Annotated in this window: 28 protein-coding genes; 11 read left to right on the top strand and 17 right to left on the bottom strand. The window is 58.9% G+C overall.

Annotation, left to right across the window (positions count from 1 at the left end):
- Positions 1–335 precede the first annotated feature (335 nt).
- The 4 genes from rlmH to L991_RS00850 all read left to right on the top strand — a co-directional run bounded on the left by rlmH (position 336) and on the right by L991_RS00850 (position 2,778).
- The gene (gene rlmH / locus L991_RS00865; RefSeq protein WP_047391107.1) at positions 336–806 is read left to right on the top strand and encodes a 23S rRNA (pseudouridine(1915)-N(3))-methyltransferase RlmH; all 471 of its coding nucleotides are present in this window, start codon (positions 336–338) and stop codon (positions 804–806) included.
- Positions 806–1,396 (top strand): nucleoside triphosphate pyrophosphatase, encoded by a 591-nt coding sequence (locus L991_RS00860; RefSeq protein ID WP_047391104.1) that lies wholly within the window; start codon positions 806–808, stop codon positions 1,394–1,396. The genes rlmH and L991_RS00860 overlap by 1 nt, the downstream gene beginning before the upstream one ends.
- Before the next feature lie 68 nt (positions 1,397–1,464).
- Entirely contained in the window at positions 1,465–1,683 is a 219-nt protein-coding gene (locus L991_RS00855; RefSeq protein WP_028448360.1) for an RNA-binding S4 domain-containing protein, read from the top strand.
- A gap of 204 nt (positions 1,684–1,887) precedes the next feature.
- On the top strand, positions 1,888–2,778 hold the full coding sequence (locus tag L991_RS00850) for an SPFH domain-containing protein (RefSeq protein ID WP_051258617.1): 891 nt from the start codon (positions 1,888–1,890) through the stop codon (positions 2,776–2,778).
- A gap of 130 nt (positions 2,779–2,908) precedes the next feature.
- Here the strand turns inward: L991_RS00850 and L991_RS00845 are convergent, their stop codons facing one another.
- On the bottom strand, positions 2,909–3,511 hold the full coding sequence (locus L991_RS00845; protein ID WP_047391101.1) for a short chain dehydrogenase: 603 nt from the start codon (positions 3,509–3,511) through the stop codon (positions 2,909–2,911).
- 102 nt (positions 3,512–3,613) lie between these two features.
- Here L991_RS00845 and L991_RS00840 point away from each other — a divergent pair, with 102 nt between their 5' ends.
- Positions 3,614–4,546 (top strand): LysR family transcriptional regulator, encoded by a 933-nt coding sequence (locus L991_RS00840; protein WP_052190460.1) that lies wholly within the window; start codon positions 3,614–3,616, stop codon positions 4,544–4,546.
- A gap of 139 nt (positions 4,547–4,685) precedes the next feature.
- On the opposite strand, the gene L991_RS00835 is transcribed toward L991_RS00840, so the two are convergent.
- The 10 genes from L991_RS00835 to L991_RS17895 all read right to left on the bottom strand — a co-directional run bounded on the left by L991_RS00835 (position 4,686) and on the right by L991_RS17895 (position 15,170).
- A complete protein-coding gene (locus L991_RS00835; protein ID WP_047391099.1) occupies positions 4,686–5,462 on the bottom strand; it encodes a DUF2189 domain-containing protein in 777 nt (258 codons plus the stop codon).
- Positions 5,463–5,566: 104 nt separating this feature from the next.
- A complete protein-coding gene (locus tag L991_RS00830) occupies positions 5,567–6,424 on the bottom strand; it encodes an HDOD domain-containing protein (protein WP_052190459.1) in 858 nt (285 codons plus the stop codon).
- A gap of 104 nt (positions 6,425–6,528) precedes the next feature.
- Positions 6,529–7,509 (bottom strand): peptide ABC transporter ATP-binding protein, encoded by a 981-nt coding sequence (locus tag L991_RS00825; RefSeq protein ID WP_047391096.1) that lies wholly within the window; start codon positions 7,507–7,509, stop codon positions 6,529–6,531.
- Positions 7,502–8,482 carry an ABC transporter ATP-binding protein gene (locus tag L991_RS00820; protein WP_047391094.1) on the bottom strand — a complete coding sequence of 327 codons (981 nt, stop codon included), beginning with the start codon at positions 8,480–8,482 and terminating at the stop codon, positions 7,502–7,504. Before L991_RS00820 ends, L991_RS00825 begins: the two co-directional genes overlap by 8 nt.
- Before the next feature lie 8 nt (positions 8,483–8,490).
- Positions 8,491–9,417: an ABC transporter permease subunit gene (locus L991_RS00815; protein WP_028448354.1), complete on the bottom strand. Its 927-nt coding sequence runs from the start codon at positions 9,415–9,417 to the stop codon at positions 8,491–8,493.
- Positions 9,418–9,421: 4 nt separating this feature from the next.
- Positions 9,422–10,432 carry an ABC transporter permease subunit gene (locus L991_RS00810; protein WP_047391091.1) on the bottom strand — a complete coding sequence of 337 codons (1,011 nt, stop codon included), beginning with the start codon at positions 10,430–10,432 and terminating at the stop codon, positions 9,422–9,424.
- Between the two features lie 173 nt (positions 10,433–10,605).
- A complete protein-coding gene (locus L991_RS00805; protein ID WP_047391089.1) occupies positions 10,606–12,201 on the bottom strand; it encodes an ABC transporter substrate-binding protein in 1,596 nt (531 codons plus the stop codon).
- A 391-nt stretch (positions 12,202–12,592) separates the two neighbouring features.
- Positions 12,593–13,624: a YbaY family lipoprotein gene (locus L991_RS00800; RefSeq protein ID WP_047391086.1), complete on the bottom strand. Its 1,032-nt coding sequence runs from the start codon at positions 13,622–13,624 to the stop codon at positions 12,593–12,595.
- A 20-nt stretch (positions 13,625–13,644) separates the two neighbouring features.
- The gene (locus tag L991_RS00795; protein ID WP_047391084.1) at positions 13,645–14,598 is read right to left on the bottom strand and encodes a hypothetical protein; all 954 of its coding nucleotides are present in this window, start codon (positions 14,596–14,598) and stop codon (positions 13,645–13,647) included.
- Between the two features lie 2 nt (positions 14,599–14,600).
- Positions 14,601–15,170: a sugar O-acetyltransferase gene (locus tag L991_RS17895; RefSeq protein ID WP_051258613.1), complete on the bottom strand. Its 570-nt coding sequence runs from the start codon at positions 15,168–15,170 to the stop codon at positions 14,601–14,603.
- A gap of 112 nt (positions 15,171–15,282) precedes the next feature.
- On the opposite strand from L991_RS17895, the gene L991_RS00785 reads away from it, so the two are divergent.
- Positions 15,283–16,908, top strand: a complete 1,626-nt coding sequence (locus tag L991_RS00785) for a methyl-accepting chemotaxis protein (protein WP_052190458.1) — start codon at positions 15,283–15,285, stop codon at positions 16,906–16,908.
- Positions 16,909–16,991: 83 nt separating this feature from the next.
- Here L991_RS00785 and L991_RS00780 read toward each other — a convergent pair whose 3' ends face one another.
- A complete protein-coding gene (locus L991_RS00780; RefSeq protein WP_051258611.1) occupies positions 16,992–17,651 on the bottom strand; it encodes a chemotaxis protein CheB in 660 nt (219 codons plus the stop codon).
- Between the two features lie 133 nt (positions 17,652–17,784).
- Complete coding sequence (locus L991_RS00775) at positions 17,785–18,681, bottom strand: DMT family transporter (protein WP_047391081.1); 897 nt, start codon at positions 18,679–18,681, stop codon at positions 17,785–17,787.
- Positions 18,682–18,983: 302 nt separating this feature from the next.
- Here L991_RS00775 and L991_RS00765 point away from each other — a divergent pair, with 302 nt between their 5' ends.
- Positions 18,984–20,147 (top strand): benzoate/H(+) symporter BenE family transporter, encoded by a 1,164-nt coding sequence (locus tag L991_RS00765; protein ID WP_047391076.1) that lies wholly within the window; start codon positions 18,984–18,986, stop codon positions 20,145–20,147.
- Here L991_RS00765 and nudC read toward each other — a convergent pair.
- Entirely contained in the window at positions 20,144–20,965 is an 822-nt protein-coding gene (nudC, locus tag L991_RS00760) for an NAD(+) diphosphatase (RefSeq protein WP_047391149.1), read from the bottom strand. The two genes, L991_RS00765 and nudC, sit on opposite strands and share 4 nt — an antisense overlap.
- Positions 20,966–21,163: 198 nt before the next feature.
- Between nudC and L991_RS00755 the strand changes: the two genes are divergently transcribed.
- From L991_RS00755 to L991_RS00745, 3 genes are all read left to right on the top strand, one after another.
- Complete coding sequence (locus tag L991_RS00755) at positions 21,164–21,448, top strand: BON domain-containing protein (RefSeq protein WP_028448346.1); 285 nt, start codon at positions 21,164–21,166, stop codon at positions 21,446–21,448.
- 132 nt (positions 21,449–21,580) lie between these two features.
- Complete coding sequence (locus L991_RS00750) at positions 21,581–21,814, top strand: hypothetical protein (RefSeq protein ID WP_156128936.1); 234 nt, start codon at positions 21,581–21,583, stop codon at positions 21,812–21,814.
- Positions 21,815–21,826: 12 nt separating this feature from the next.
- Positions 21,827–22,234: a GIY-YIG nuclease family protein gene (locus L991_RS00745; protein ID WP_231550457.1), complete on the top strand. Its 408-nt coding sequence runs from the start codon at positions 21,827–21,829 to the stop codon at positions 22,232–22,234.
- Here L991_RS00745 and L991_RS00740 read toward each other — a convergent pair.
- The 3 genes from L991_RS00740 to L991_RS00730 all read right to left on the bottom strand — a co-directional run bounded on the left by L991_RS00740 (position 22,206) and on the right by L991_RS00730 (position 25,486).
- The gene (locus L991_RS00740) at positions 22,206–23,294 is read right to left on the bottom strand and encodes a hypothetical protein (protein WP_047391070.1); all 1,089 of its coding nucleotides are present in this window, start codon (positions 23,292–23,294) and stop codon (positions 22,206–22,208) included. The two genes, L991_RS00745 and L991_RS00740, sit on opposite strands and share 29 nt — an antisense overlap.
- Positions 23,295–23,391: 97 nt before the next feature.
- Positions 23,392–24,654, bottom strand: a complete 1,263-nt coding sequence (locus L991_RS00735) for an MFS transporter (RefSeq protein WP_028448342.1) — start codon at positions 24,652–24,654, stop codon at positions 23,392–23,394.
- Between the two features lie 64 nt (positions 24,655–24,718).
- On the bottom strand, positions 24,719–25,486 hold the full coding sequence (locus L991_RS00730; protein WP_047391068.1) for an exodeoxyribonuclease III: 768 nt from the start codon (positions 25,484–25,486) through the stop codon (positions 24,719–24,721).
- Positions 25,487–25,557: 71 nt separating this feature from the next.
- On the opposite strand from L991_RS00730, the gene pyrE reads away from it, so the two are divergent.
- Positions 25,558–26,196, top strand: a complete 639-nt coding sequence (gene pyrE, locus L991_RS00725; protein ID WP_047391065.1) for an orotate phosphoribosyltransferase — start codon at positions 25,558–25,560, stop codon at positions 26,194–26,196.
- Positions 26,197–26,244: the final 48 nt, after the last annotated feature.

Here is a 26,244-nt window from a genome sequence, read left to right as displayed (position 1 = left end):
TGAAACTGGAACAGCCAAGCTGCAAAGTGGTCAGCAAAGAACGCAGCGAAGTGACCTTCACCCAGCAATACCACTCACAAGACTACAGCGACACCGTGCAAAAGACGCTGGAGCTAGTGCAGGAAGGTGGTAAATGGAAGATCCAGCGCGAGCGCGTAACCAGCGGTCGTACTGAGTAATACCTGGCTAGGTATTGATCTGAGTCGCTTATTGAATAAAGCTTAGGTTGATATACCCAGTGCCAACGTCCCGAAAGCCCGCCCACCCAGGCGGGCTTTTGTTCGTCCGGCGATGCAAGCTGCTATCATGCCGCATGATTGAATAAAGCCTGCCGTATGAAACTGCATATCATCGCCGTCGGCCACAAAATGCCGGATTGGATTTCTGACGGATACAACGAATTTGCCAAGCGCATGCCGCGCGACTTTGCCCTGACGCTCACCGAGCTAAAACCCGACAAGCGCATCAGCGCGCGCACGCCGCAGCAAGTGATGGCCGAAGAAGCCGAGCGCATTCTGGCCGCGATTCCAAACGACGCGCGCGTGCTGGCGATGGACGAGCGCGGCGCCAACTGGACGACGATGAAGCTGGCTGAAAACATGAAGCAATGGCAAATCGACGGCCGCGAAACGGTATTTATCATCGGCGGCACCGACGGCCTCGATCCGAAAATCAAACAACGCGCCGATCAATTGCTGCAACTATCGGCGATGACGCTGCCGCACGGCATGGTGCGCGTGATGCTGGCCGAGCAGCTGTACCGCGCCGTATCCATCTTAAATAACCACCCGTATCACCGCGAATAATGACCCAACTCTACCTGGCTTCCGGCAGCCCACGCCGTAAAGAATTGCTGGCGCAAACCGGCGTGATTTTCGAGCGCATCGCCGCGCCGATCGATGAAACCCCGCGGCCGAACGAAAACCCGCGCGACTATGTGATCCGCATGGCGGTGGAAAAAGCCGAATCCGGCTGGCGGCATTTGCAGGAAATGGGTTTGGCGCTGAAACCGGTACTGGCGTCGGATACCTCGGTGGTGCTGGGCGATGAAATTTTAGGCAAACCGCTCGATGCCGCGGATGCCACGGCCATGCTGAGCAAACTATCGGGCAGCACGCACGAAGTACTGACCAGCCTCGCGCTGCGTACCGAGCAGGGCGTGCAAACCCGGCTGAATGTCAGCCGGGTGCAGTTCGCGCCCCTGAGTGCGGCGCAAATCGCGGCCTATGTGGCTAGCGGCGAGCCGATGGATAAAGCTGGCGCCTATGGTATTCAAGGCATCGGTGGCTTATTTGTGGCGCAACTGGAAGGCAGCTACACCGGCGTGATGGGCTTGCCGCTGCACGATACCGCGATGCTGCTGGCGGAGCATGGTTTAGGTTGGTTGGCGCAATAGGGGTATCGGCCTTCGGTCATTGTACTAATTGGTTTGCTGGGCAATACCCCGTTTACATGGAAAGCAAAATGAACGAACAGATTTTTACTCTACAGCACGAACACATCGCCTTGTGCGACTTACTGAAAGCCACCGCGCTGGCCCCCTCGGGCGGTGTAGCCAAGCTGATGATTGCCGCCGGCGATGTGCTGGTGGATGGCGCCATTGAGACGCGCAAAACCGCCAAAATCCGCCCCGGTATGGTGGTGGAATGTTTGGGTGAGCAAATCAAGGTCGTTGCAGCTTGAGTGTCTGACCGCGCGTCCAGCGCGGTGTGCCTGGACCGGCCCACCCAGGCCAGCTTGTGGGTTGGCCAGTCTTTCCCTTCACCTCTCCCCAAGAAAAACCTGACATATCCTTCGAGTTTTCCGCATATTCAGCCGCCCCTTGCTTACATATGCTGGGTGGGTACGCCGCACAGTCGAGGCGGTGGCTAATTAAGGGGAATGACAATGAATGGCATACGACATGCAGTGTGGGTGAGTGGGGCTGCGCTGATTGTGGGCTTGGGTTTTATCCTGAACCTATTCGTGGCGTCGGTGGCGGCCAACCATGTGGGGGTTGAATTCAACCGGATTGACGGCAAGGTGGAGCCAGTGCCGTTATCTAGCGGTTGGCATCTGATCGGCATTGGCACCAGTGTGGTCGAGTTTCCGACCTTTACCCAGACCTACACCTGGACGCAATCGAAAACCGAAGGCTCGGCTAGCGATGAATCCATGAATTTTCAGGTGGCATCTGGCGTGGTGATCAATGCGGATATCAGTATTTCTTACAGCATTGATTCCAGCAAAGCCCCAGTGCTGTACCAGAAATACAAACGCGGTTATGAGGAAATCACCAGCCAGATTATCCGCAACGCGATTCGCAATGCGCTTAATAGCTATGGCACGGCTTACGATGCCGAAGGCCTGCTGGCCGGTGGGAAAATTCGCCTGGCGGAGCAGGTGCGCAGCAAGCTGAATCAGGAGATGAATCAGTACGGTATTGTGGTGGAGCAATTTGGATTTGTGAACGAATTGCGTCTGCCGGTGAATATCCAGAACGCCATCAACGCCAAAATTCAGGCCACGCAAGAAGCGCTGCAATCCGAAGCTTTGCTGCGTAAAAACCAAGCCGATGCCGCCAATGCCGTCGCGGTGGCCAAAGGTAAGGCCGAGGCCAAAATCGCCGAAGCCGAGGGCGACGCCAAAGCACTGGAAGTCGTGGGTGAGGCGATCAAGAAATACGGCGCGCAAGCCGCGCAGGTGAAAAACCAAACGCTGTGGATCGAGAAATGGGATGGCAAGTTGCCTACTACCAGCCTCGGCGCCAACACCAACGCGATGGTGAATGTGAACTAAGCGGCCAAGCAGCCCTCACCGACAAGGTGAGGGCTGCTGCTGGTTGGTGGCTGAGTAGAGCCGAAGTCAATCCATACGCAGTACATACGGTCGGCTTGCGGAGGGTATGTCTCGCTAAGCTAGATACCAATTAGCCTTGAACGATATACACCTGCCCAGTTTGTTTGCCTTCCACGCTTTTGCTGAAGGCACGGGCGACTTTAGCTGCGGCCACGGCTTCAAAACCGCGGAAGTAGGGGCCGTAACTCGGTAAAGATTCGCTGAGCACCGTGGGGCTAACCACATTAATACGCAGACCACGCGGTAATTCGATGGCCGCTGCGCGCACGAAACTATCGAGCGCACCATTGACCATACTGGCACTGCTGCCATACACAATCGGGTCGGCCGACAACACGCCGCTGACCAGGGTAAAGCTGCCGCCATCTTGCAGTAGATGCTGGCCGGCCAGCACCAGATTCACTTGCCCCATCAATTTATCCGCCAGACCCACGCCCAATACCTCCGGCGTCATCTCGGCCAGCGCGCCAAAGTGCACATTGCCGGCGGTAGACACCACGGCATCGACTGGGCCGGCCGCAGCGTACAGCGCCTGCACGCTGGCAAAATCGCGCAGATCTACCCGCAAATCCCCGCTATTGCGCCCGGCGGTGATGATTTCGTGGCGAGGGGCTAATTCTTGGTAAACGGCTTGACCAATGGTGCCGCTGGCACCGATTAAGAGGATTTTCATGTTTTGCTCCAGTGATGTAGGTGAGTGACTACAGCTTATTCCAGCTTAATCGGCAGATAAATCCGCTAAAATCGAAATCATTGTTCACTTTGGAATAACAATATGCCGCAACAATGGCAAGCATTGCAGCAGCAATGGCCGTGGGCGATGGCTTTTGCCTGTGTGGTGGAGCAAGGCAGCTTTACCGCGGCGGCGGCGCAGCTGGGGATTTCCAAGGCCGCGCTGAGCAAGCAGATTCGCCAGCTGGAGCAAGCGCTCGGTAGCCAGCTCTTGTATCGCACCACCCGGCGGCTGCATCTGACTGAGGCGGGGCAATTGTATTTAGCCCATTGCCGCGACTGGCAGGCGAGCTTGCAGGCGGCGCAGCTGGAGCTGGCCGAGCAGCGGCAGGAGATCGCCGGGCATTTGCGGCTAACGGTGCCCACCAGCTTTGGCGGGGTTTTTATGGCGCAGGCGCTGCTGGCGTTTCAGGCGCGCTATCCGCAGGTGACGGTGGCGCTGGATTTATCGGCCACCCCGCATGATCTGGAAGCGGAAGGCTTTGATCTGGCGATCCGCGCCAATTTACCGCCGCCTGAGCGGCTAATTAGCCGGCCGCTGGCGATTATGCACGATTGGCTGGTGGCCGCCCCGGCCTTACTGGCCAGCTGGCCGCCGGTGCGCCAGCCCAGCGATCTGGCGCAGCTGCCGTGTTTGGTGAATATGCATTTTGCCAACGCCGGCCATTGGCCGCTGAGCCGTGCGGGCCAGCTCGAAGCCGTGGCGGTGAGCGCCAAGCTGCAGGCCAATGATTACAACCTGCTGCGCAATCTGGCGCTGGCCGGTGCGGGGGTGGCGCGTTTGCCGACCTATCTGGTGGCCAAAGAAGTCGCGGCCGGACGGCTGCAGCGGCTGCTGCCCGAATATGCCTTGCCGGGGCAGCCGCTGTATCTGGTGTATCCACAGCGGCTGCCGCAGCCGGCTAAGGTGCGGGCGCTGGTCGAGTTTTTGCTGGCCTGGTTTGCCGCGCCAGAGCAAGCGGCGCTGCTGCAATAAACTGGGCAGAAAAAAGGCGCCAGTCTGCACTGGCGCCAAACGGCGCGCTCTGCGCCACGGGGAACATCGTTGCCATCTCTGCACTGATGATGATTCAAACCTGTGCCTGTGCGCGGCTGGGCAGCACTACCCGCGGTGCTTAATCCTCTGCGGCCACCAAATCCCGATAGGCATGCCAGCTGGCATGGCCCAGCAGCGGAAACAGCACAATCAAGCCAACCAGATAGGTGGCCAGCCCCAGCGCGGTAATGGCTACAATCAGCATGGCCCACAGCAACATGGGGGCGCCGTTTTCCATCACCGCCCGCAAGCTCGTCATCATGGCGGTGATGCTATCGACTTCCCGATCGGCCAACATCGGCAGTGAAACCGCCGTCAAGGCAAACACAAAGGCGGCTAATACCGCACCGCAAAACACCCAGATTAAGGTGAAGTTGAGGTATTGCCCGGTAAAGGCCTCCCATAAAGGCGTTTCGGCCGGTACCATCCCCCCGTATAGCAGGGCAAACAGAATGGCCGAAATGCGCTCCCAGGCAATGGCGATCAGGGTTAACACCACGCCGATATACGCCGTTTGCCCCAGATTGCGGCCGGCATCGCGTAGCGAATGCAGGAATGAAGTCGGCCGCCCAGCTTCGCGCTCGCTACTCAGCTCATAAATCCCGCTGGCAGCCAGTGGCGCTAGCAGCAAAAAGCCAGTGAGCAGGGTGGTAAAGAAATGACTGTGGGTATCAACCAGTGATAACAGCAGCCAGCCGATTGCGGTGATGAGCAGCCCGTAAGTGAGGCTCGGGCCGGGGTTGGCGCGTAAATCCTGCCAGCCACGGGCGAGCCAGCGCAGCGGGCTCGTGAGGGTAATTGCGCGCGTGGCGGGCAGTGTGAAATGCCGGTCAAGCGCAGACAGATGTGTTGCCATGATGCCACCTCCAGCCTAAGGTCTTTCACCCTGAGTTAGACTGCGATGGCGGCACGGGTTGCATTGAGCCGATGAATGGCAAAATTACTTGCCAATTCATGGGTTTAGAACATGCTGATCATTTCCTGGCAGGCTTCATCCATTTCGGCCTGCAATTCGGTATAGCGGCCATAGCTGAGCTCTTTGGGTTCTTCCAGATTGGGGATATCCAGAAGCTGCATTTCCCAGAAGCCGCCGGCAAACAGATTGGCCACGTACACCACATCCGACAGACTGCGCGGGGTTTCGACAAACGCCCGTGGCACGTCGATTTCTTTGACCGCCTCGACCACTTCTTCGGGCAAGCCCAGTGAATCGAGCAAAATATTGCCCACGCTTTCATGCCATTGCGCGATCAGAAACTCCACCGTGCGCGGCCGCTCGGCCAGCTCGGCGTAGCGACCGGCCCGATCCAGCATAAAAAACGCCCCCAGATCGTGCACCAGCCCGGCTAGCATGGCGATTTCGGGGTTGATGCGGGTGAGGCGGCGGGCAATGACGCGCGCGATCATCGAGGTTTTCAGGCTGTGTACCCAATAGCGATTAGAAATTGGCTCGAAATTATTCAGATCGCGCGAGCGGATCAGCTGCTGCATGGCACAGGCCAGCGCGGTGGCGCGCGCCGTATCCATGCCGACCCGCGCCAGCGCATTGCCCAGATCGCTGATTTGTTTGCCCATCGGGTTGTAGACCACCGAATTAGCCAGCTTAAGTAGCTTGGCGGTGATCAGCGGGTCTTTTTGAATTTCATGTGCAATTCGTTGCACCGAGGCGGTTTTGCTTTTCATCACCGTGCTGATTTGCACCGAGGCATCAAAACAGGTGGGAAAGACCACATCGCCTTCGAGCTCTTTGGCAATGTCTTCCAGCATTGCGAAACGTTCGTTATTCAGCTGTTCGGCGGTTTTATCGGCAAATTGCATGATGTAAGGATGAAAGCGGTGAGTAGGTTTTCAGCATAGTGGCCGCCAGCGCGTGGCGCAACGCCCAAAAGGGCAGTGGCTCGCCTAAGCGAGCCACTGTTAGATTACTGCGGGATTGTTTCGATGTGGTGGCAGGCGATCATCCGATTCGCCAGCGGGCGTAGCACCGGTACTTCGCTGCGGCAGCGCTCATTGGCGTGCGGGCAGCGGGTATTGAAAGCACAGCCGGTGGGCGGGTTTAGTGGCGAGGGTAATTCGCCGGTGAGCTTGATCTTGGCGCGGCGATCTTCCTGTCGGATCGCTGGCGTGGCTGACATCAGCGCCTGGGTGTACGGATGCAGCGGTTGCTGGAAGATGGTTTCTTTGGCGCCATATTCCACCGTGCTGCCGAAATACATCACCATCACATCGTCGGCGATATGCTCTACCACGGCCAGATTGTGGCTGACAAACACATAGGCCGTGCCCAGCTCGTCTTGCAGATCCATAAACAGATTCAGAATCTGCGCCTGAATCGACACATCCAGCGCCGAAGTCGGCTCGTCGGCCACCAGTACGGCCGGTTTGAGCATCATGGCGCGCGCGATGGCGATGCGCTGGCGCTGCCCGCCCGAGAACATATGCGGATAGCGGTGATAATGCTCGGGGCGCAGGCCAACGATTTGCAGCATTTCGCGCACGCGCTGTTCGCGCTCGCTGGCGCTCAGCGTGGTATTGAGCTGCAGTGGCTCGGCCAGCATGGCGCCCACTTGCTTGCGCGGATTCAGGCTGGCAAATGGGTTTTGGAACACCATCTGCACTTTCGGGCGCAAGGCTTTTAGCGCGGCGGCATCGGCTTTGGCGATGGCCACGCCGGCGATATTGAGCTCGCCGGCGGTGGGCTCTTCAATCAGCGTGAGCTGACGCGCGAGGGTGGATTTACCACAGCCCGATTCGCCGACCACGGCCAGGGTTTTGCCGGCTTGCAGCTGGAATGAGACATTATTCAGGGCTTTGACCGTGGCATGGCCCTGGAAAAAACCGCGGCTCACCTGATAGTGCCGCGACAAGCCTTTGGCTTCAAGGATGATGTTCGGCTCACTCATGGCTAGGTATCCCGCTATCATTCAATGGTGTAAAGCAGCGCACGCTGGTACCCGATAGGGGTAATTGCGGCGGGCGTTGCGTACGACAGGTGTCGGTGGCGTACGGGCAACGCGGGCTGAGCAAACAGCCGCTCGGCCGGTCATATTGGCCAGGTACTACGCCTGCCAAGGTCGACAGGCGTTTGGCACCCTTGCTGTGCTCGGGAATCGAGGCCAACAGTGCCTGCGTGTACGGATGGCGCGGGGTATTAAACAGCAGCTCGGTGCTACTGGTTTCCACCACTTCACCCGCATACATCACCACCACGCGCTGTGCTACTTCGGCCACGACCGCCAGATCATGGGTGATCAGAATCAGCGCCATATCATTCTGCTTTTGCAGATTGACCAATAGCTCCATGATCTGCGCCTGCACGGTCACATCCAGCGCCGTGGTGGGCTCATCGGCGATCAGCAGCTTGGGCTGACAGGCGATGGCCATGGCAATCATCACCCGCTGGCTCATCCCGCCCGAGAGCTGGTGCGGGTAAGCATTGAGCCGCGATTTGGCATCGGGGATTTCAACCTGTTCCAGGAGTTCCAGCGCGCGCTGTTTCAGCGCCGCCCCGCGCAGCGGCGTATGCAGGCGCAGGGTTTCCATCAGCTGATAGCCCACGGTGTAGGCCGGATTCAGGCTGGTGAGCGCATCCTGAAAAATCATCGCAATGTCTTTGCCGATGATCTGGCGTTTTTGCGCGGCTTTCATGCCCAGCAGATCTTGCCCGGCAAATTGCAGCGCATCGGCGGTGACGCGGCCAGGCGCATCAATCAGCCCCATCAGCGCCAGCATGGTCACCGATTTGCCCGAGCCGGATTCGCCAACGATCCCGACGATTTCGCCGCGGTTAATCGCTAAATCAAGGCCAGAAACAGCCTGGAATGGCTGCGCGGTGCTGCCAAAGCTCACACTTAAATTACGAATATCCAATAACATGCCGCGCCTCACGCCAGTTTTTTCAGTTTCGGATCGAGCGCATCACGCAGCCCGTCGCCCAGCAGATTCAGGGCAATCACGGTAAACAGAATCGTCAGCCCGGGCATGGTGACTACCCACCAGGCGCTGTCAATGTAATCGCGTGCCGAGGCCAGCATCGTGCCCCATTCCGGCAGTGGCGGTTGCGCGCCCAGGCCCAGAAAGCCCAGCGCTGCCGCATCCAGAATGGCCGAAGAAAAGCCCAGCGTGCCCTGCACAATCAGCGGGGCCATGCAGTTGGGCAACACGGTATTGAACATCAGGCGCAATTTACCGGCGCCGGCCAGCTGGCTGGCTACCACGTAATCTTTGTTGAGCTCGGTCATGGCCGAAGCGCGCGCCAGCCGCACATACGATGGCAGTGACACAATCGCAATCGCCAGCATGGTGTTCACCAGCCCCGGTCCCAGTACCGCTACGACCGCCACGGCCAGCAAGAGCGAAGGCAGCGCCAGCATGATGTCCATGGCGCGCATGATGCCGTTGCCCAGCCATGTAGGGTAAAACGCCGCCAGCAGGCCAAGCACAATCCCCGGCAGCATCGAGAGCACCACCGAGACCACGCCGATCATCAGGCTTAAACGGGCGCCATGCATCAGGCGCGACAGAATATCGCGGCCCAGCTCATCGGTGCCCAGCAAAAATTGCAGGCTACCGCCCTGTACCCAGGCCGGTGGGGTGAGCAAATGCTCGCGATATTGCTCGGTCGGCGAATGCGGTGCCAAGACACCGGCCAGAATGGCGGCCAGTACCAGTGCGGCAAAAAATATCAGCGCGATCAGGGCGCCCCGATTGGCGCTGAACGATTGCCAGAACTCTTTCAGCGGCGATGGATAGCTCAGCGCCGCGGCATTGGCGGCCTGATCGGCCGCAGTGAGATTACTAGGGGTCGACATACACTTACCTCGCGTGGCGGATGCGTGGATTGATCACCCCGTACAGGATGTCCACCAGCAAGTTGACAGAAATAACCATGGTCGCGATCAGCAAGATCCCGCCCTGAACCACCGGATAATCGCGGCGCGAGATCGAATCGATCAGCCATTTACCAATGCCTGGCCATGAGAAAATCGTTTCGGTCAGCACAGCGCCAGCCAGCAGAGTACCGATTTGCAGACCAATCACCGTCACCACCGGCATCAGCGCATTGCGCAGGGCATGCACAATCACGATGCGCCCGCGCGACAGGCCTTTGGCCCGTGCGGTGCGGATGTAATCTTCGCGCAGCACTTCCAGCATGGCGGAGCGGGTCATCCGCGCAATCACCGCCATCGGAATCGTGCCCAGCACAATCGCTGGCAAGATCAGATGATGGGCGGCGGATTTGAATGCACCTTCTTCACCAGAGAGCAGGGTGTCGATCAGCATAAAGCCGGTGACCGGCGGAATATCGTATTCCAAGGAAATCCGGCCCGAGACCGGTGTCCAGCCCAGCGACACCGAAAACAGCATGATCAGGATCAGGCCCCACCAGAAAATCGGCATCGAATACCCGGTGAGCGCGCTGCCCATGGTGACGTGATCAACAATCGTGCCGCGGCGTGTGGCTGCCAGCATGCCGGCTGGCAGGCCCAGCAAACAGGCGAAGACCATCGCACAGAGCGAGAGCTCCAGCGTGGCGGGGAACAGCGTTAGAAATTCGCGAATCACCGGCTCGTTCGAGACAATGGACGTACCAAAATCGCCGTGCAGCAAATTGAGCAGATAGTGCCAATATTGCACGTATAAGGGCTGATCCAGCCCCAGCCTTTTGAGCGCCGAGGCATAAAATTCGGGATCGATTTGTCGCTCGCCCATCATCACCAAGACCGGGTCGCCCGGAATCATGTGAATCAGCGCGAAGGCCAGCAGGGTGACGCCGAGGAAGGTCGGAATCACCACGGCAATGCGGCGCAGAATAAAACTCAGCATAGAAACTCTCCCCTGTAGCTGGGGCAGCCCGCTACATCGGGTGGAAATCGGAAACAGCCAGCCGGCGAAATTATTGTTAGGGTATAGCTCGGCAGACTAATGGTGCAGGTGCTTAGCGGTTGGTACCGCCAGTGGGTATGGGCGATGCCGCCGCAGCGGCACCGCCCAAGGGCTTACTTCAGGCTCACGCCGTAGAACGAATTCAGACCAAATGGGCTGATCTTGAAGCCTTGTACTTCTTTGCGCATTGGCTGATACACCGTTGAGTGCGCGATGGTGGTCCAAGGTACTTCACGTTTGAAGATGGTTTGCGCTTTCTCGTACAGCTTCACGCGTTCCGCCTGATTGGTGGTGCTGCGGCCTTTGACGATCAGATCGTCAAATTCCTTATTGCACCAGCGCGCGTAGTTGTTGCCGCCCACGGCTTCGCAACCCAGATTCACGCCCAGCCAGTTGTCCGGATCACCATTGTCGCCGGTCCAGCCGATCAGCATGGTGTCGTGTTCACCTGCTTTGGCACGTTTGATGTACTCACCCCATTCGTAAGTCACGATCTTGGCTTTGATGCCGATTTTCGCCCAGTCGTTCTGGATCATTTCGGCCATCAGCTTGGCGTTCGGGTTGTACGGGCGCTGTACTGGCATGGCCCACAGGGTGATCTCGGTGCCTTCCGCGATGCCGGCTTTTTTCAGCAGCGCTTTGGCTTTTTCCACATCCATTGGCGCGTCTTTCAGCGTTTTGTTGTACGACCATTGGGTTGGTGGCATTGGGTTGGTGGCCGGTTGCGCGGCACCTTGGAATACTGCATCGATAATGGCTTTCTTGTTGATGGCCATATCCAGCGCTTGGCGCACTTCCAGCTTATCGAATGGCTTGCGGCTCACGTTGTAGCTCAGCCAGCCGGTGTTGAAGGCCGGTTGGCTTGGCACGTTCAGCTTCGGATTGGTTTGCATGGCTTTCAGATCGGCCGGTTTCGGGTAGGCCATCACATGGCACTCACCTTTTTGCAGCTTCTGATAGCGCACGGATGCATCGGGCGTGATCGCGAAAATCAGTTTGTCGAGTTTCACATCGCCTTTGCGCCAGAAGTCTTTATTCGCGTCATAGCGGATATTGGCGTCTTTCTGGAATGAGCGGAACACAAACGGGCCGGTACCGATGGGTTGGGTGTTGATATTGGCAGCTTTGCCCGCTTTCAACAGGCCTTCGGCGTATTCGGCCGAGTGAATCGAAGCAAACGACATCGCCAAGTTTTGCAGGAAGGCCGCGTCAACTGCTTTCAGCTTCATGCGTACGGTATATGGATCCACTTTCTCGATCGCGACCAGATTGGTGTCCATCGCCATGTCAGAGGCATATGGGAAATCGCTTGGGGCCGCTTTATTGAACGGGAAGTTTTTGTCGGTCAGGCGTTTGAAGGTAAACACCACGTCATCGGCGTTGAATTCACGCGTTGGTTTGAAGTAGCTGGTGGTGTGGAATTTCACGCCTTTGCGCAGGGTGAAGGTGTAGGTCAGGTTGTCGGCGCTGACTTCCCATTTTTCCGCTAGGCCCGGGCGTACTTGCGTTGAGCCGGGGGCAAATTCAACCAGACGGTTGAACATGGTTTCAGCCGAAGCATCAAAGTCGGTGCCGGTCACTTGGCGCGAAGGGTCAAAGCCAGTTGGGCTGCCTTCCGAACAATAAATCAGAGTACCGGCCGCGCTGGCAGTACCGGCCAGCAGGGCAACGGCGCTACCCAGAACCCAGTTGCGCATCTTGAAATTCATTTTGCTTTCTCCACAAATGAGGCAAAGACGTGATGTGTTGATGACGTGTTATGCGTATGGCAAGCCTGTTTGTTCTGCGGGCAAGTTGCCCGCGGCCTGATTGCACTGCAATGTAGGCGGTTTTTTTGAGGTTTGCCTCAGCATCCTAGTGAGGGCGCGCACGGCAAAACATTCGGTAAATCCCTCACTGATCAGGTAGTTAGCGCGGGCTACAGTTGTGCCAAAGTGGGGGTGTAAGCAGTACAGTTGGGCGGGTGGGCAGGAATGCGGCGAGTACAGAATACAGAAAAAGCTTTAGTTTCAGCGCCTTGCGCGGCGCTGCTGTGCCTGCCAAAACGAGCCAGAGCTATGTCTTGACAGGCAGTGCTTTGTATGAAATTTCTAATATTCCCTATCTTAGGGATTTCAGCAATACGCGCGCTTCGCGGCCGTGTTGTTGCGTTAATACGGCAGCCGTTTCACTTTGCATGACCACGCGGCCGTTTTGCAGCAGCTGTGCCTGCACTACGTACTGCAGTTTGGGATTAATGGCCGCCGGGTCAAAGCGCAGGGTGAGCGGAATGGGGTTGCCGCGCTCCAGCACGCGCTCTTGCACCGCGATGCGTTGCCCCAGCCCTTGGCCAGTGAGCTCGCGCAATTCCACCCTTTGCAGCGCGCCGGGGCGCAAATTACGTTCCAGCCAGCTGGGAATGACGGTGACGGTTTCAACCGCCCGATTTACCACCACGCCATACATTGAAAATGCTTGCCGCAATTCGGCTTCGGTCAGGCGCAAAGCCTGTAGGCGTGCATCTTCTGGGGTATTGGCTGCGAATGTAGATGGTAGTTTCATTTTGGCGTAATACACCCGCTGGGTATCGGTGCCCAGCGCTATGCTGTCGGCCGGACCATTGGGCAAGGGGCTGACCGCACCAGGATAAACCGTGAACGTCAGTAGCGGGCTGCGGCGGCCATCGGCGGCTTGATACCAATAGCTCAGGCGTTGCAGGGCGCCTGCCGCATCGGCGGGTAGCTCGCTGCCCGCTGCGGCAGTGAGTTTCACTTCTTGCGCTAACCAGCGCTCGGGCGGCACAAACACAATCCCGCTGGCGGCGTCGCGCACCGGGTTGACTGGCTCATCTTGCGGGGCTGGGCGGCAATCGCTGCCCAGTGGCTGCGCGTGGCGAAACAGGCTGAGCGTTTGTTCGGTACTGTGAAGCCGATATTCACCATCGCTAAATTCGCCCGCCGCTGTGCTGGCGAGGTTTAAGCGGCTGCCGTCTTTCACCGGCTGATACAGGCCGCGCCACAGGCGCACGCCATTAGGCTGGTGCTGTAATTGAAAGACTTCGCCTTCGGCGCAGCGGTAAATGGCTTCCGCGGGCAGTTGGGCCCAGCTTGGTGCGGCCAGCAACAAGCTGGCCCAGAGTAAACAGGTTTTCATCGGCGTATCCAATAGGGCGCTTAAAAGCGGACGTCGGGCAGCGGGGCGGTTGGGGTTTGCAGCAGGCTGCGCGGGATAATCAATATTTGCAGTAGTTTGCGCACAGGCGGCTCGCCGTGCAGCACGATTTCGCTTAATTCGATGGTTTGCTCATCGCCCATGCCACTGTCGATCACGCCCAGCGGGTCGACCGCCAGCGTTTCGGTTTGCAGGGTAAGTAAATCCGGTGTGGCGGCCAGCTCGGCGATTAGCCGCTCGCACTGGGCATCGGGGCTGCGGGCGCTGGCATTGGCCTGCAGCTGGGCCGTGAGCTCGGCAATCCGCGCTTGTTGCTTGTCGTAGTCGGCGCTGTGCGGGCTGGCCATGCGCAGCATGGTGCGGGCATTCAGCAGTGCTTCTTCCAGGGCTTGTTTTTCCTGCCCCAGCTGCGTGAGCGCGAAGCTGGCTTGTTGCGCCACGACTTCCAGCAGCCGGTGCGGGCCCGCTGCTTGCAAGGCGGCGAGTGACTCAACCGCGCTGCTGATCCGGTAATGAGCAAACTGCAATCGCTGTTGCGCGACATCTTGGCGAATCTGCCCGCCTTCTTCCACCATGCCAAAGCTGTGTTTGCGCTGAATATCGGCGGTAAACACCACCACGGTTTCATCGGCCAGCGGATGCGCGGCAAACCAGGCATGCAGGGCGGGATGTTCGCCAATCAGCTCGCCCATCCGGGCCGGATTGGCAAAGAGTAATTGCAATAGCCGGTGCTGGCGCCAGTGTTCGGTATCCAGCCGCAGCGCTGGCGGCCATTGGGCGGTAAAGCGGGCGGCGTGTTCTTCGGCCCAATGCACATACGGCCCAAGGCGTTGCTGGTATTTGCGCGCTAATTTCACCTGCGGCGCAGCCAGCTCGACCAGTTGATCAATTAGAGCCGGGTCGGCGCTGGGCGGGGCGGGGGTGCGCCCCAGCCATTGTTTGAGGATGCCCAGCATGTTTACGGGTTGAGCTCGTACAGCGTGGCTTCGTCGGGCGGCGTTAGCGCTTTTACGACCTGCGCGGGGTTGCCCAGCACCAAAGAGCATGGTGGCACATCGCGGGTCACCACGCTGCCAGCACCAATCACGCAATGATCACCGATCGTGACGCCGGGGCAGATGATGGCGCTAGCGCCAATCCAGACATTCTGGCCGATGCTGATCGGCTTGGCCCAGAAGGCCCAGCGTTGGCGCTCGGTGGGGTCGACCGGATGCGTGCCGGTCTGGATTTGCACATGGGGGCCAATCAGGGTGTGGTGGCCAATCGTGATGGGCGCGGCGGCGGCGATTTCCACCCCGTGATTGATAAACACTTTGCGCCCCAGCCGGATCAGCTGACCACCCACGATATTGAGCTTGCCCTGGAAAATGACTTCTTCCGCTTCGGCAAAAATTTGCCGCAGCAGGGCATTCTTTTCGTCTTTTTGTTCGTAGCTGAGCGCGTTGTACTGGGCAATCAGGGCAAATTCGGCTGACAAGTTGCGTTTTCCGATGTCGTTAAAGCCAAATTTCACCGTTTCAGCGGTCATGCCAGCCTCCCATTAGAATTTTGTGATATAGGTTATAGTTGTTGTCCTAAAGTATAAGCCAACTAAGCTTGTAAGACGGGTGAATTTTTACCACCAGAGAGGGAGCATAAGCATGAATAACTGGGGTGTGAAAACACGATTAATGGCCGGATTTGGCTTGGTGCTGGGCTTGTTGGTGGTGCTGGCGGCTGCGGCTTTGTATAGCTTGCAGAGCATCAGTGGCAAGATCGAAGAGCTGGTGGGTGAGCGCTATCCGGCGGTGGTGGTGACGCAGGATCTGATTATTCAGGCCTACAACACCGATCTCTTGTTCCGCAATGCGGCGCTGGCCGAAAATTTTGAAGAGATGGAAAAAATCATCGCCGTGATCACCCAAGAGGCCGATCAGGAAGAGGCGGCGATTGCCAAACTCAAAGCCATGCCACTGGATGCGCAGGCGAAAACCCTGCTGGCCGAAGTAGAGCGCGCCAATGCGGCGATGGATAAGCAAAAAGCCACGCTGATCAGCCAGCTGAAACTCGACCGTGCGGTGGGGGCGACCTTTATCAACACCACCTACGCCAAGGTGAGTAATGAATATCGCAATGCCGTGCTGCAACTGGGCAAACAGCAGGGCGAAATGATGGAGCAGGGCAAGGCCAGCATGGGCCGCACCAGCGGCGCCGCCCACACCGTGATTGTGGTCACGGCCATCATTGCGATTGTGGCGGGCTTGGTGTTTGCGGCGCTGATTGCCAATCAGGTGATTGGCTCACTAGCAACGGCCAGCAATGTGGCCGAGAAAATCGCGGCTGGCGATCTTACCCACGATTGGCGGGCGCAGCGCATTGGCAAGGATGAAATCGGCGTGTTGCTGGGCGCGCTGAAAAAAATGCAGGATAACCTCACCCAGATTATCCGGCAGATTCGCGACAATGCCCAAGATGTGGCCGGCACGGCCCGCACCTTGAGCCAGGCTTCGCAGCAAATTCATGGCGGTACTGATGCGCAATCGGCGGCTGCCAGCAATATGGCCGCCGCGGTGGAAGAAATGAGCGTCAGCATGGATCAGGTGGCGCATAACTCGGTTGATGCCGAGCAGCGGGCTCGCGATGCTGGCCAGCAAGCGCAAGTCGGTAGTCAGGATGTGGTGGCGGCCACGCGCGAAATGCAGGCCATTTCGGGCGAGGTGAGCGGTGCGGCACAGCAGATTACCGAGCTGGGTCAGCGCATCGAAGAAATCGGCAGCATTGTGGTGGTGATTAAAGATGTGGCTGACCAAACCAATTTGCTGGCACTCAATGCCGCCATTGAAGCGGCGCGTGCCGGCGATATGGGCCGCGGCTTTGCGGTGGTGGCCGATGAAGTGCGCAAGCTGGCTGAGCGCACTACGCAATCCGCCACGCAGATCACCTCGATGGTGAATGCGATTCAGTCTAGCGCCGGTGATGCCGTGGCACGGATGAGCAATGGCACCCGCCGGGTCAGCGAAGGGCTGCAATTGGCCAATCAGGCGAGCGATAGTATTACCCGCATTAACGACAGCAGCAGCAGCGTGGTGGAGTCGGTATTTGGGATTAGCGAGCAGGTGCAGGAGCAGCGGGCGGCGGCGCGTGATATTGCGGTCAATGTCGAGCAAATCGCGCAAATGGCCGAAGAAAACTCGGTGGCGGTGCGCAATATGGTCGATTCGATCAGCCGGCTGGAGAATATGTCCAGCCAGCTCGCGCAAACCGTGCAACGTTTCCGGGTGATCTAAGCAAGCTAGTATTATTTGCAGCAATAAAAAACCGCGCTACGGCGCGGTTTTTTATTGGGTGGCGTCACGGGCAACGCTGACGGCTAGCCATAGCGCATGATCGAGGCCGCCACCTGATCCAGCGCGATCAGCTCTTTAGTCGCGCCCAGCCGCACGGCTTCTTTGGGCATGCCAAAGACCACACAGCTGGCCTCATTCTGGGCATAGGTCATGGCGCCGCAATCGAACATCTCGCGCAGACCTTTGGCGCCATCATCGCCCATGCCGGTGAGTATATAGCCCACCGCATTGCGCCCGGCGGCATTGGCGGCCGAGCGAAATAGCACATCCACCGAGGGGCGATGGCGTGTCACTAGCGGGCCATTCACAACATCTACAAAATACTGCGAACCGGCGCGCTGCACCACCAGATGCTTGCCGCCAGGGGCGATCAGCGCCAGCCCCGGTTGCACCCGATCACGCGGGCGCGCTTCCCGTACTTCGATTTCACACAGGCCATTCAGGCGCTGAGCGAAGCTGGCAGTGTATTTTTCCGGCATGTGCTGCACGATCACAATGCCGGGGCAATTGCGTTTGAGTTTGGGCAGGATGGCTTCCAGCGCCTGCGTCCCCCCGGTGGAGGTGCCAATCGCGATCAGCTTTGGCGTCACCGGCAGGCGCGCGAGCGGATCGGGCCGCGGCAAGATGGCATCGGCATCGAGCTTGGGCGCGTTCAGGCGCTCATTCATGGCCAGATGCGTCATACACACGCTCCGACAAAATAATCACGGACTAGGGCAACCCGCATGCTGGGATCGATGGCTTGCGCCGCTTTAAGTAGAGGTGCTTTCGTGATAGCAGATTCAGCCTTGTGGCGCTGCAAAACCATCGACATCCTTAATCCTTTTTATTCACCAGGCTGACGCCAAACAGCACTACCGCGGCCCCCAGCCATTGCAAAGGGGTGAGCACTTCGCCCAGGATGCCCAGCCCGAAGATAATCGTCAGCACCGGCCCAAAGCTGCCAATCAGCGCCGTTTTAGCGCCGCCAATCCGCTGCATGGCCGCGCTGGTGGCGTAGATCGGCAACACAGTCGAAAACAGCGCCATCAATAAGCCATAGCCCCACACCGGCGCGGGCTGCTGCAAATCGCTCCATGGGCGGGTCAGGGCAAAATGCGCCACAATCGCCAGGCAAGATACGCCCAGCGCTAATTCGGTAAAGCGCATGCTGCCCACCGCCTGAATCACCCGCGGACTGAAACTCATATACAGCGCAAAAGTGGTGGCGCTGAGTGCCACGCACAGCACGCCAAACCAGTCGGCGCGGGCGTGATACAAATCTGGCCCCAAGACCAGCACAATACCCAGATAGGTCACCAGCATCACCAGCCAGATGCGGCCGGGAATGCGGCTTCGTTGCAGCGCGGCGCTGATCAGCACGGTGAGGGTGGGGTACAGACACAAAATCAGCCGCTCCAGACTGGCGCTCACCGTTTGCAGGCCAATGAAATCAAGCAGGCTAGACAGGTAATAACCCACTACCCCCAGCGCAATAAGCCATAGTTTCTGGGGTATGGTCAGTGGGGCGCCGGTTTCTGTGCGCCACAGGCGGATACCTACCAGTAGTACCACCGAGAGCAACATGCGGATCGTCACCATGGTGACGGCATCTACGCCGTAGCGATAAGCCAGCTTGGCAAAAATGGCCTTGGCGGCAAAACCGGTTGAAGCCAGCAAAGCCAGAATAAAACCGACTTGGGTGGGGCGGAAAGACACGGACAATTGCGGCATACAGAGCTCCTTAAGCGAAACAACCGCGTCGGGAGTGGGGCAGGTGGCCGGCGCGGTCAGGGTGACAAGCGCGTGGCCAAAGCATGGGCGAGCGCTAGCGTGCGAGCACGGCTAGCCAAGCTGCTGCGTGGGCGTGAAGGGCAATAATGTAAGTGCTATGGGCTTTCATGCCTTCATCTTGCCTGCGCAGGGCGTAAGGCGTCAATTGGGTGAACTGTAACGAGTTGTTGGCAAGCCAACTGGATTTGCCGAGCGCCCCACCGGCAGCGCACAATGCCGTTTTCCCTGTTCGGATCTTGCGCATGCGCTGGTGGCACGATATTTCACTCTCTGCCGTGGTGGCGGGGCTGGTTACGGTGTTGGTGGGTTTTACCAGCTCGGCTGTGATTGTGTTTCAGGCGGCGCAGGCCTTAGCGGCCACGCCAGCGCAAACTGCGTCCTGGATGTGGGCGCTGGGGCTGGCGATGGGCCTCACCTGTATTGGCTTATCGTTGCGCTACCGCGTGCCGGTGGTGACGGCGTGGTCAACGCCCGGTGCGGCGCTGCTGGTGACGTCGGTGTCGGGCATCAGCCTGCCGGAAGCGGTGGGCGCGTTTATGCTCTGTGGTGCGCTGATTGTGTTGGTGGGGGTAACGGGCTGGTTTGAACGGGCGATGCAACGGGTGCCCATGAGTCTGGCCTCGGCCATGCTGGCCGGGGTGTTGCTGAAATTTGGCTTGGGCGCGTTTCAGGCGCTGGGCACGCAATTGGCCTTGGGCTTGAGTATGTTGGCGGCCTATTTGCTACTGCGTCGCTGGCAGCCGCGCTATGCCATTCTGGGGGTATTGCTCGCTGGCATTATTTGCAGTGGGCTACAGGGGCAGTTACATCTGGGGGGTATGCAGCTGGCGCTGGCGCAGCCGGTGTGGGTAAGCCCTAGCCTTAGCTGGTCGGCCGTGGCCAGCGTGGCCTTGCCACTGTTTATGGTGACCATGGCCTCGCAAAATATCCCCGGCGTGACGGTGCTACACGCCAATGGCTTTCGCCCGCCGATTTCGCCGATTATTAGCTGGACGGGCCTCACCACCATTGTGCTGGCGCCCTTTGGTGCATTTGCTATCAATCTGGCTGCGATTACGGCCGCTATTTGCATGGGCAAAGATGCGCACGAAGCGCCCGAGAAACGTTATGTGGCTGCGGTGGCAGCCGGGGTGTTTTATCTGCTGATCGGGATATTTGGCGCCACGGTGGCGGCGCTGTTTGCGGCCTTGCCGGCGGCCTTGATTATGATCGTGGCCGGTTTGGCGCTGCTGAATATCATCGGCAATGGCCTGGCGCTGGCGATGCGGGATGATCTGCACCGCGAAGCGGCGATGGTGACTTTTCTGGTTACCGCTTCGGGGCTGACGGTATTTGGCATTGGCTCGGCCTTCTGGGGCTTGCTCGCCGGCGGCGTGGCTGCGCTGGTGCTGCGCAAGAAAGCCTAAGTCGCAGAGGGCAACACGCTCTGAATTAGCCGATAGGCCAAGCTATAGCGGCTGGGCAGCTCGGGCAGGGCGCTGAGCGGATACCATTGCGCGTCTTCGATCTCGCCGGGCTGGCAGCGGATGTCACCCCCGGCATAGTCGGCCACAAAGGCCAGCATCAGTGAATGTGGAAACGACCAGCTTTGGCTGCCAAACCAGCGCAGATGGCGAATCCGTACGCCGACTTCTTCCAGCACCTCGCGATGCGCGCATTGCTCCAGGCTCTCACCGGGCTCCACAAAGCCGGCCAGTGCGCTGTACACGCCGGGGCGAAAGCCCGGCGAGCGGGCGAGCAAGAGCTCGGTTTGGCCGGCCACTTCGCGGCGAATCAGTACCATTACCGCTGGCGACACCCGCGGCCAAACCCGATGCCCGCAGGCCGGGCAGCCGCAGGCCACTTCCTCTGCCAGCGGCGTGGTGGCGTGCCCGCACACCCCGCAGTGCTGGTGAGTGCGATAGAAGGTGGCAATCTGGCTTGCCCGCCCCGCCAATAGCCATTCATCTTCACTCAGCCGACCGTAGCTGGCGCGCAACTCGAGGGCTTCTAGGCCCGCCGGGATGGCTGTGGTTGCCGGCCATTGCGCCAGCACCACTGGCCGCTGTTGCCAGTAACCGATGATCTGCGCCCGCTCGGGCGCAGCGAGGTGGGCCAGCGCGCTGGCGGTGGGCAAACCTTCGGATCTGCACAGCAGGGTATCGCCCTGCAGGGCAATGATGATTTGGTCTGGCAGTAGATGCGTAATGGGGGTATGTGCGGGCTGAAAATCGTCGGGCAGCATGGGCAGGCTCGCAAGGGCGGCGGGGCAAGGTGAATCAGTGTACCAAGTGGCGCCGGGGCTGTGGCAATGTTGCTGCCGGCTGTGGTTTGTCATACTAAGTTCATCTTCTTTAAACACATTTGTCATCTACGGCACTTAAGATTGCCGCCATTGCCCCGCCCGCTCTGGGCGATCGTTCCGACTGATTGAGAGATAACAATGAAACGTTCTGCCCTGCTGGCCCTGGTGGCCTTTGCTGCTTTGAATACCGCTCACGCTTCAGACGCTTGCGTATGGGGCTGCTTGGCGATGAAAGCCAAGGCCGCAATCGATGCTGATCCAGCACTGAAAAAATTCGATATCCAAGTTAAAGCCACCGACACTTATGACGTAAAACTGTCTGGCTCAGTGGATGAAGGCGAGCAAATGGCTCAAGCCGGTATGCTGGCTGAAGGCATCAAAGGCGTGAAATTTGTCTTCAACGACATCATGCCGAAAAACTAAGCCTACCCCGCTTAGCTGACCAAAACCCGCCGCTGGCGGGTTTTGTTTTTGCGCGGCGCCCGCGCGCACTCAAGCGCAGCTGCACCGCGCCGATGTATGATGGCGAGCTATTTTTATCTGGCCCCGTCTGCCATGAGTCAATTCGAAGCCAAACAATGGGTGCGCCTGCGCCGCGATCATCTGCAAACCTATGCCCCGGCCACGGCCCGTCTGCTAGATGGTCGCAAGGGCAAGGTGCTGGATGTGTTTATCCCGCTGGGCAAAAAAGAAGCCCTGGTGAAGGTTTACTGGGCACCACGCCGCGCCGGCGAAAAAGAGCTGGTGCTGGAGCACCCCGAAGCCGAGCTGGAACGGATTATCGGCTAGGTATTGCGCTAGGTGGTTGATTTGATAAGCGCTAGCGAGCAATACCCCAAGAAAGACCTCGCCCCATGGTCAGTGTATGTATTGCGCTGCCGCGGCGGGCGGCTCTATACCGGCATCGCCATCGATGTGGCGCGCCGGCTGGCCCAGCATCAGGCCGGCACCGGCGCCAAATTCACCCGCGCCCATCCACCCGAAGCCCTGCTGCGCAGCTTGCCCTGCATTAGCCGCAGCGTGGCGCTGAAGCTTGAATACGCCATCAAGCAGCTCAGTGCGGCGCAAAAGCAGCGCTGGCTGGCTGGCGCTGCTGCGCCATTTGCAGCGCGATTTCAGCAAAATGGCGAGGGTATCTGGCTGGAGGCTGGCGCAGATAATGCACTAGAGGCGATACCCGCTAGCGCAGCTCCGCCTTCAGGCTGTTAATGGCGGCCTGGCCTTCGCTACTGAGCAAGGGCGCGAGCTGGCGGTAGCTAATCACCGCGTTATCGGTGCAGGCGAACATGGCGTGCGGTAAATAGGGCATAAAGGCGAGCCCGTTGGCGGTGGGGTAGACATCCCAGCTCTCGGTCTCGTCGCCGACCGATTCGCAGCCTTCTTGTTGTACCTCTGCCCAGGCTTGGCTTAGCAGCCGGCGGAGCGGCGCTTCGATTTTGAAAAACTGCCCGTCTTGCCGCACGGCTTTGGCATTGAGCCAGCGCCACACCTCCACCGGCTTGGCCTGCCCGCGGCGATAGGTTTGGTAGCTGGTGCCGTAATTGGGGTGGGCGCCGCCGCAATAATCGCTGCTATTGTTTTCTTCGACATACCAGCTGGCGGTAATCAGTTCGGGCCGGGAGGTGCGGCTTAGATAGCCTTGCTGCCCATGATACAGCTGGGTATAGCGGATGCATTCGGCCTGCTCTTTGGCGTCGGCCAGCAGGCGGGCGCGCACCTCGGCGGTGAGCGTGGGCGTGTCGCCCGGTTTGGCGGCAACCACGATGCGGCGTAATTCATTGTCGCTATCGCTGCCGGCTAGCCACACTTGCAAATAGTTTTGCCCGTGACATTGGGCGAGTTTGCTCTTGAATTTGGGGGGAGCTTCCAGCGCGGCATTAAAAGCATCGCTCAGGCAGGGCTCGGCACCGTTAAAGGCAACTCGCTGTAGCTCAATGGCAAGGCTTTTGCCCTTGAGCTGCCATTGCCCGCGCAAGACGCCATCGCTGCCGACGGCCAACGCTTGCCAGCGTGCGCCACCTTCTCCTTCTTGCCAGCGGCTTGGGCTTTGGGGGTGTTCATCTTGCGCTTGCAGCTGAATTGGATTGAGGTGCTTGTGGTAATAATACAACCCCAGCGGCGGATCATTATCGCCCTGCAGGCAGGCCGTGACCGGATAGCTGCCCACTTGGCCGCGCCACACGCCGTGCCAGCTGGGGGTGGCGGCAGCGCTAGCGGCGCTCAGTGTGGCGAGCAAGCAGAGGGTAAACAGGCGGCGGGTATGCAACATGATGGCTCGAGCGCAGTGGGTGAGCCGCCATGATGGCAAATAACGGCCCGCCCCGTCATATGCAGGCAGGCCGCTGTTGCAGATCTGTGGGTGGGCTTTAATCGTCCGCCGGCAAGTCGGCTGGGGTTTCCAGGGCGCGAATGGTTTGGCGCAAATACACCACCAGTAATAAGCCCGGGATAGCCACCAGTGCCGAAAACACAAAGAAATGCGCCCAGCCCAAGGCCAACACCAGATAGCCCGACGCCGGCCCGACATACACGCGGCCAAACGCGGCCAACGCCGAGAGCAAAGCAAACTGGGTGGCGGTAAAGCGCGGATTACACAAGCTCATCAAGAGCGCGACCGCCGCCGTAGTGCCCATGCCGCCGGCGAGGTTTTCACCGCCAATCGCGGCGTACAGCAGCAGCAGGTCCGGCGCGCCATGCAGCGCGATAATCCAGTAACCTAGATTGGTGAGAGCCTGCAGCACCCCAAATACCAATAGCGCGCGGTACAAGCCCCAGCGCAGCATCAACACCGCGCCGGCAAAACCACCGACGATGGTGGCGATCATGCCGAATACCTTATTGGCCGAGCCGATCTGGCTTTTGACATAGCCCATATCCAGCAGAAATTTGGTCGATAAGCTGCCGGCAAACGCATCGCCCAGCTTATAGCCCACCACCAGCAGCAAGAGCCAGAGCGCGCCGCGGCGGGTGAAAAATTCGTGCAGCGGCTCGAGCACCGCTTCGCGCAGCGACTGCGGTGGCCGTGGCAGGCCGGTGGGCTCGGGCGCAAGCAAGGTCACCAGCGCCATGCCGGCCATAATGGCCGCCATCGCCCAATAGGTGTGCTGCCAGCTCAAAATGCCATCGGCCAGAATCAGCGCCAATGCGCCGGACGTGAGCATGGCCATGCGGTAGCCAAACACTCCCACCGCTGCGCCAGCGCCGCGCTCGGTTTGTTGCAGGGTTTCGGTCCGGTAGGCATCGATCACCACATCCTGGGTGGCGGAGAAAAACGCCACCAGCACGGCCAACACCGCAAAAGTGGCCAGATGGGTTTGCGGGTCGAGCCCGCCCATGGTGGCAATTGCGCCGGCCAGCGCCAGCTGGGTGAGCAACATCCAGCCGCGGCGGCGGCCCAGGAGCGGCAGTGGAAAGCGATCAATCAGCGGGGCCCAGAGGAATTTCCAGGTGTAGGGCTGCCCCACCAGGGTAAACCAGCCGATGGTTTTCAAATCCAGCCCGGCATCGGACAGCCAGGCTTGCAGGGTGGAGCCGGTGAGTGCCAGCGGCAAGCCGGAGGCAAAACCCAGAAACATCGCCGCAGCAATGCGGCGATTGGTAAAAACGGCCAGGTAATGACTGAGCTGCATGGGGTATTGCCTTAGGGGCTATTGTTATTGAGGTGTATGGCTTGATACGTGGCTAGGTATTGATTTAGAGCGGGTAGTCATAATTGACAATCAGCGGCGCATGATCGGAAAACTTCTCGTCTTTATAAATACTGGCCGCGCGCGCGGTGGCCGCCAGCGCCGGGGTAGCGATCTGATAATCGATGCGCCAGCCCACGTCTTTGGCATAGGCTTGGCCGCGATTGCTCCACCAGGTGTAGCCGGGGATTTCGGGGTACAGCGTGCGCCAGGTATCGACCCAGCCGCTGGCCAGTAATTGGGTCAGCCACGCGCGCTCTTCGGGCAAGAAGCCTGAGTTTTTCAGATTGCCTTTCCAGTTTTTCAGGTCGATTTCATTGTGCGCGATATTCCAGTCGCCCATGATGATCACATCGCGGCCGGATTCGCGCAGCTCGTTTAGCCGTGGCCAGAAGCGCTCGAGAAAACTGAATTTGACATCCTGCCGCTCTTCCGACGACGAACCCGACGGCAGATACAGTGACACCACCGAGAGATTGCCAAAGCGCACTTCCAGATAGCGGCCTTCGGCATCGATATCGGCAATACCTAGCCCGGTAATCACCGCATCGGGTTCGCGGCGGCAATACAGGCCCACGCCGCTGTAGCCTTTTTTCTCGGCGTAATGGAAATAGGCGTGAAACCCGGCCGGGGTATGCTCGGGCTTGATATCCGCCGCTTGGGCTTTTAATTCCTGCACGCCGACTACGTCCGCGTTCTGGCCCTCAAGCCAGGTGAAAAAACCTTTGCTGGTGGCCGAACGGATGCCGTTCAGGTTGGCAGAAATGATGCGCACGCGGCGATTCCTTGTTCAAATCAATGATATGCTTCTAGCTTGTATTGTGATTTACGAATTAGGACTATCCCATGAGCGACTTCCGTCAGGACTTCATCCGTTTCGCAGTAGAGCAAAAAGTGCTCTGTTTTGGCGATTTTATCACCAAAGCCGGCCGCAACTCGCCGTACTTCTTTAATGCGGGACTGTTTAGCGACGGGGCATCAGTGGGCGAGCTGGCGCGTTTTTACGCGCAGGCGGCTATCGCCTCTGGGGTGGAGTTTGATGTGCTGTTTGGGCCAGCCTATAAAGGCATTGTGCTGGCTTCGGCAACGGCCGTCGCGCTGGCCGGCGCGGGGCGCAATGTGCCCTTTGTGTTCAACCGCAAAGAAGCCAAAGATCACGGCGAAGGCGGCGTACTGGTGGGCGCGCCACTCAAGGGCCGCGTGATGATTATTGATGATGTGATTTCAGCGGGCACTTCGGTGCGCGAGTCGGTCAATCTGATCCGCGCGGCCGGGGCCGAGCCGGCCGGGGTGCTGATTGCGCTGGATCGCATGGAGCGCGGTCAGGGGAGCCTGTCGGCGGTGCAGGAAGTCGAGCAACAATTCGGCATGCCGGTTATTCCTATTGCATCTTTGCAAGATTTGCTGGCATTTCTTGCTGATCAGCCCGGAATGACTGAGAATCTGGCGAAAGTTCAACAATACCGTGCCCAATACGGTGTTTAAAAGATAGGTAATCAAGCGGCCATGATGCGTGGGTGTTTACTGGCAGTT

Origin of the sequence: Chitinibacter sp. ZOR0017, assembly GCF_000799095.1 — a bacterium.
Classification (GTDB): domain Bacteria; phylum Pseudomonadota; class Gammaproteobacteria; order Burkholderiales; family Chitinibacteraceae; genus Chitinibacter; species Chitinibacter tainanensis.
This window is presented reverse-complemented; position numbering and strand designations above follow the sequence as displayed.

Coding starts and splice junctions, on each gene's coding strand:
- rlmH (WP_047391107.1), top strand. CDS start 336: ATGAAACTGCATATCATCGCCGTCGGCCACAAAATGCCGGATTGGATT.
- L991_RS00860 (WP_047391104.1), top strand. CDS start 806: ATGACCCAACTCTACCTGGCTTCCGGCAGCCCACGCCGTAAAGAATTG.
- L991_RS00855 (WP_028448360.1), top strand. CDS start 1,465: ATGAACGAACAGATTTTTACTCTACAGCACGAACACATCGCCTTGTGC.
- L991_RS00850 (WP_051258617.1), top strand. CDS start 1,888: ATGAATGGCATACGACATGCAGTGTGGGTGAGTGGGGCTGCGCTGATT.
- L991_RS00845 (WP_047391101.1), bottom strand. CDS start 3,511: ATGAAAATCCTCTTAATCGGTGCCAGCGGCACCATTGGTCAAGCCGTT.
- L991_RS00840 (WP_052190460.1), top strand. CDS start 3,614: ATGCCGCAACAATGGCAAGCATTGCAGCAGCAATGGCCGTGGGCGATG.
- L991_RS00835 (WP_047391099.1), bottom strand. CDS start 5,462: ATGGCAACACATCTGTCTGCGCTTGACCGGCATTTCACACTGCCCGCC.
- L991_RS00830 (WP_052190459.1), bottom strand. CDS start 6,424: ATGCAATTTGCCGATAAAACCGCCGAACAGCTGAATAACGAACGTTTC.
- L991_RS00825 (WP_047391096.1), bottom strand. CDS start 7,509: ATGAGTGAGCCGAACATCATCCTTGAAGCCAAAGGCTTGTCGCGGCAC.
- L991_RS00820 (WP_047391094.1), bottom strand. CDS start 8,482: ATGTTATTGGATATTCGTAATTTAAGTGTGAGCTTTGGCAGCACCGCG.
- L991_RS00815 (WP_028448354.1), bottom strand. CDS start 9,417: ATGTCGACCCCTAGTAATCTCACTGCGGCCGATCAGGCCGCCAATGCC.
- L991_RS00810 (WP_047391091.1), bottom strand. CDS start 10,432: ATGCTGAGTTTTATTCTGCGCCGCATTGCCGTGGTGATTCCGACCTTC.
- L991_RS00805 (WP_047391089.1), bottom strand. CDS start 12,201: ATGAATTTCAAGATGCGCAACTGGGTTCTGGGTAGCGCCGTTGCCCTG.
- L991_RS00800 (WP_047391086.1), bottom strand. CDS start 13,624: ATGAAAACCTGTTTACTCTGGGCCAGCTTGTTGCTGGCCGCACCAAGC.
- L991_RS00795 (WP_047391084.1), bottom strand. CDS start 14,598: ATGCTGGGCATCCTCAAACAATGGCTGGGGCGCACCCCCGCCCCGCCC.
- L991_RS17895 (WP_051258613.1), bottom strand. CDS start 15,170: ATGACCGCTGAAACGGTGAAATTTGGCTTTAACGACATCGGAAAACGC.
- L991_RS00785 (WP_052190458.1), top strand. CDS start 15,283: ATGAATAACTGGGGTGTGAAAACACGATTAATGGCCGGATTTGGCTTG.
- L991_RS00780 (WP_051258611.1), bottom strand. CDS start 17,651: ATGACGCATCTGGCCATGAATGAGCGCCTGAACGCGCCCAAGCTCGAT.
- L991_RS00775 (WP_047391081.1), bottom strand. CDS start 18,681: ATGCCGCAATTGTCCGTGTCTTTCCGCCCCACCCAAGTCGGTTTTATT.
- L991_RS00765 (WP_047391076.1), top strand. CDS start 18,984: ATGCGCTGGTGGCACGATATTTCACTCTCTGCCGTGGTGGCGGGGCTG.
- nudC (WP_047391149.1), bottom strand. CDS start 20,965: ATGCTGCCCGACGATTTTCAGCCCGCACATACCCCCATTACGCATCTA.
- L991_RS00755 (WP_028448346.1), top strand. CDS start 21,164: ATGAAACGTTCTGCCCTGCTGGCCCTGGTGGCCTTTGCTGCTTTGAAT.
- L991_RS00750 (WP_156128936.1), top strand. CDS start 21,581: ATGAGTCAATTCGAAGCCAAACAATGGGTGCGCCTGCGCCGCGATCAT.
- L991_RS00740 (WP_047391070.1), bottom strand. CDS start 23,294: ATGTTGCATACCCGCCGCCTGTTTACCCTCTGCTTGCTCGCCACACTG.
- L991_RS00735 (WP_028448342.1), bottom strand. CDS start 24,654: ATGCAGCTCAGTCATTACCTGGCCGTTTTTACCAATCGCCGCATTGCT.
- pyrE (WP_047391065.1), top strand. CDS start 25,558: ATGAGCGACTTCCGTCAGGACTTCATCCGTTTCGCAGTAGAGCAAAAA.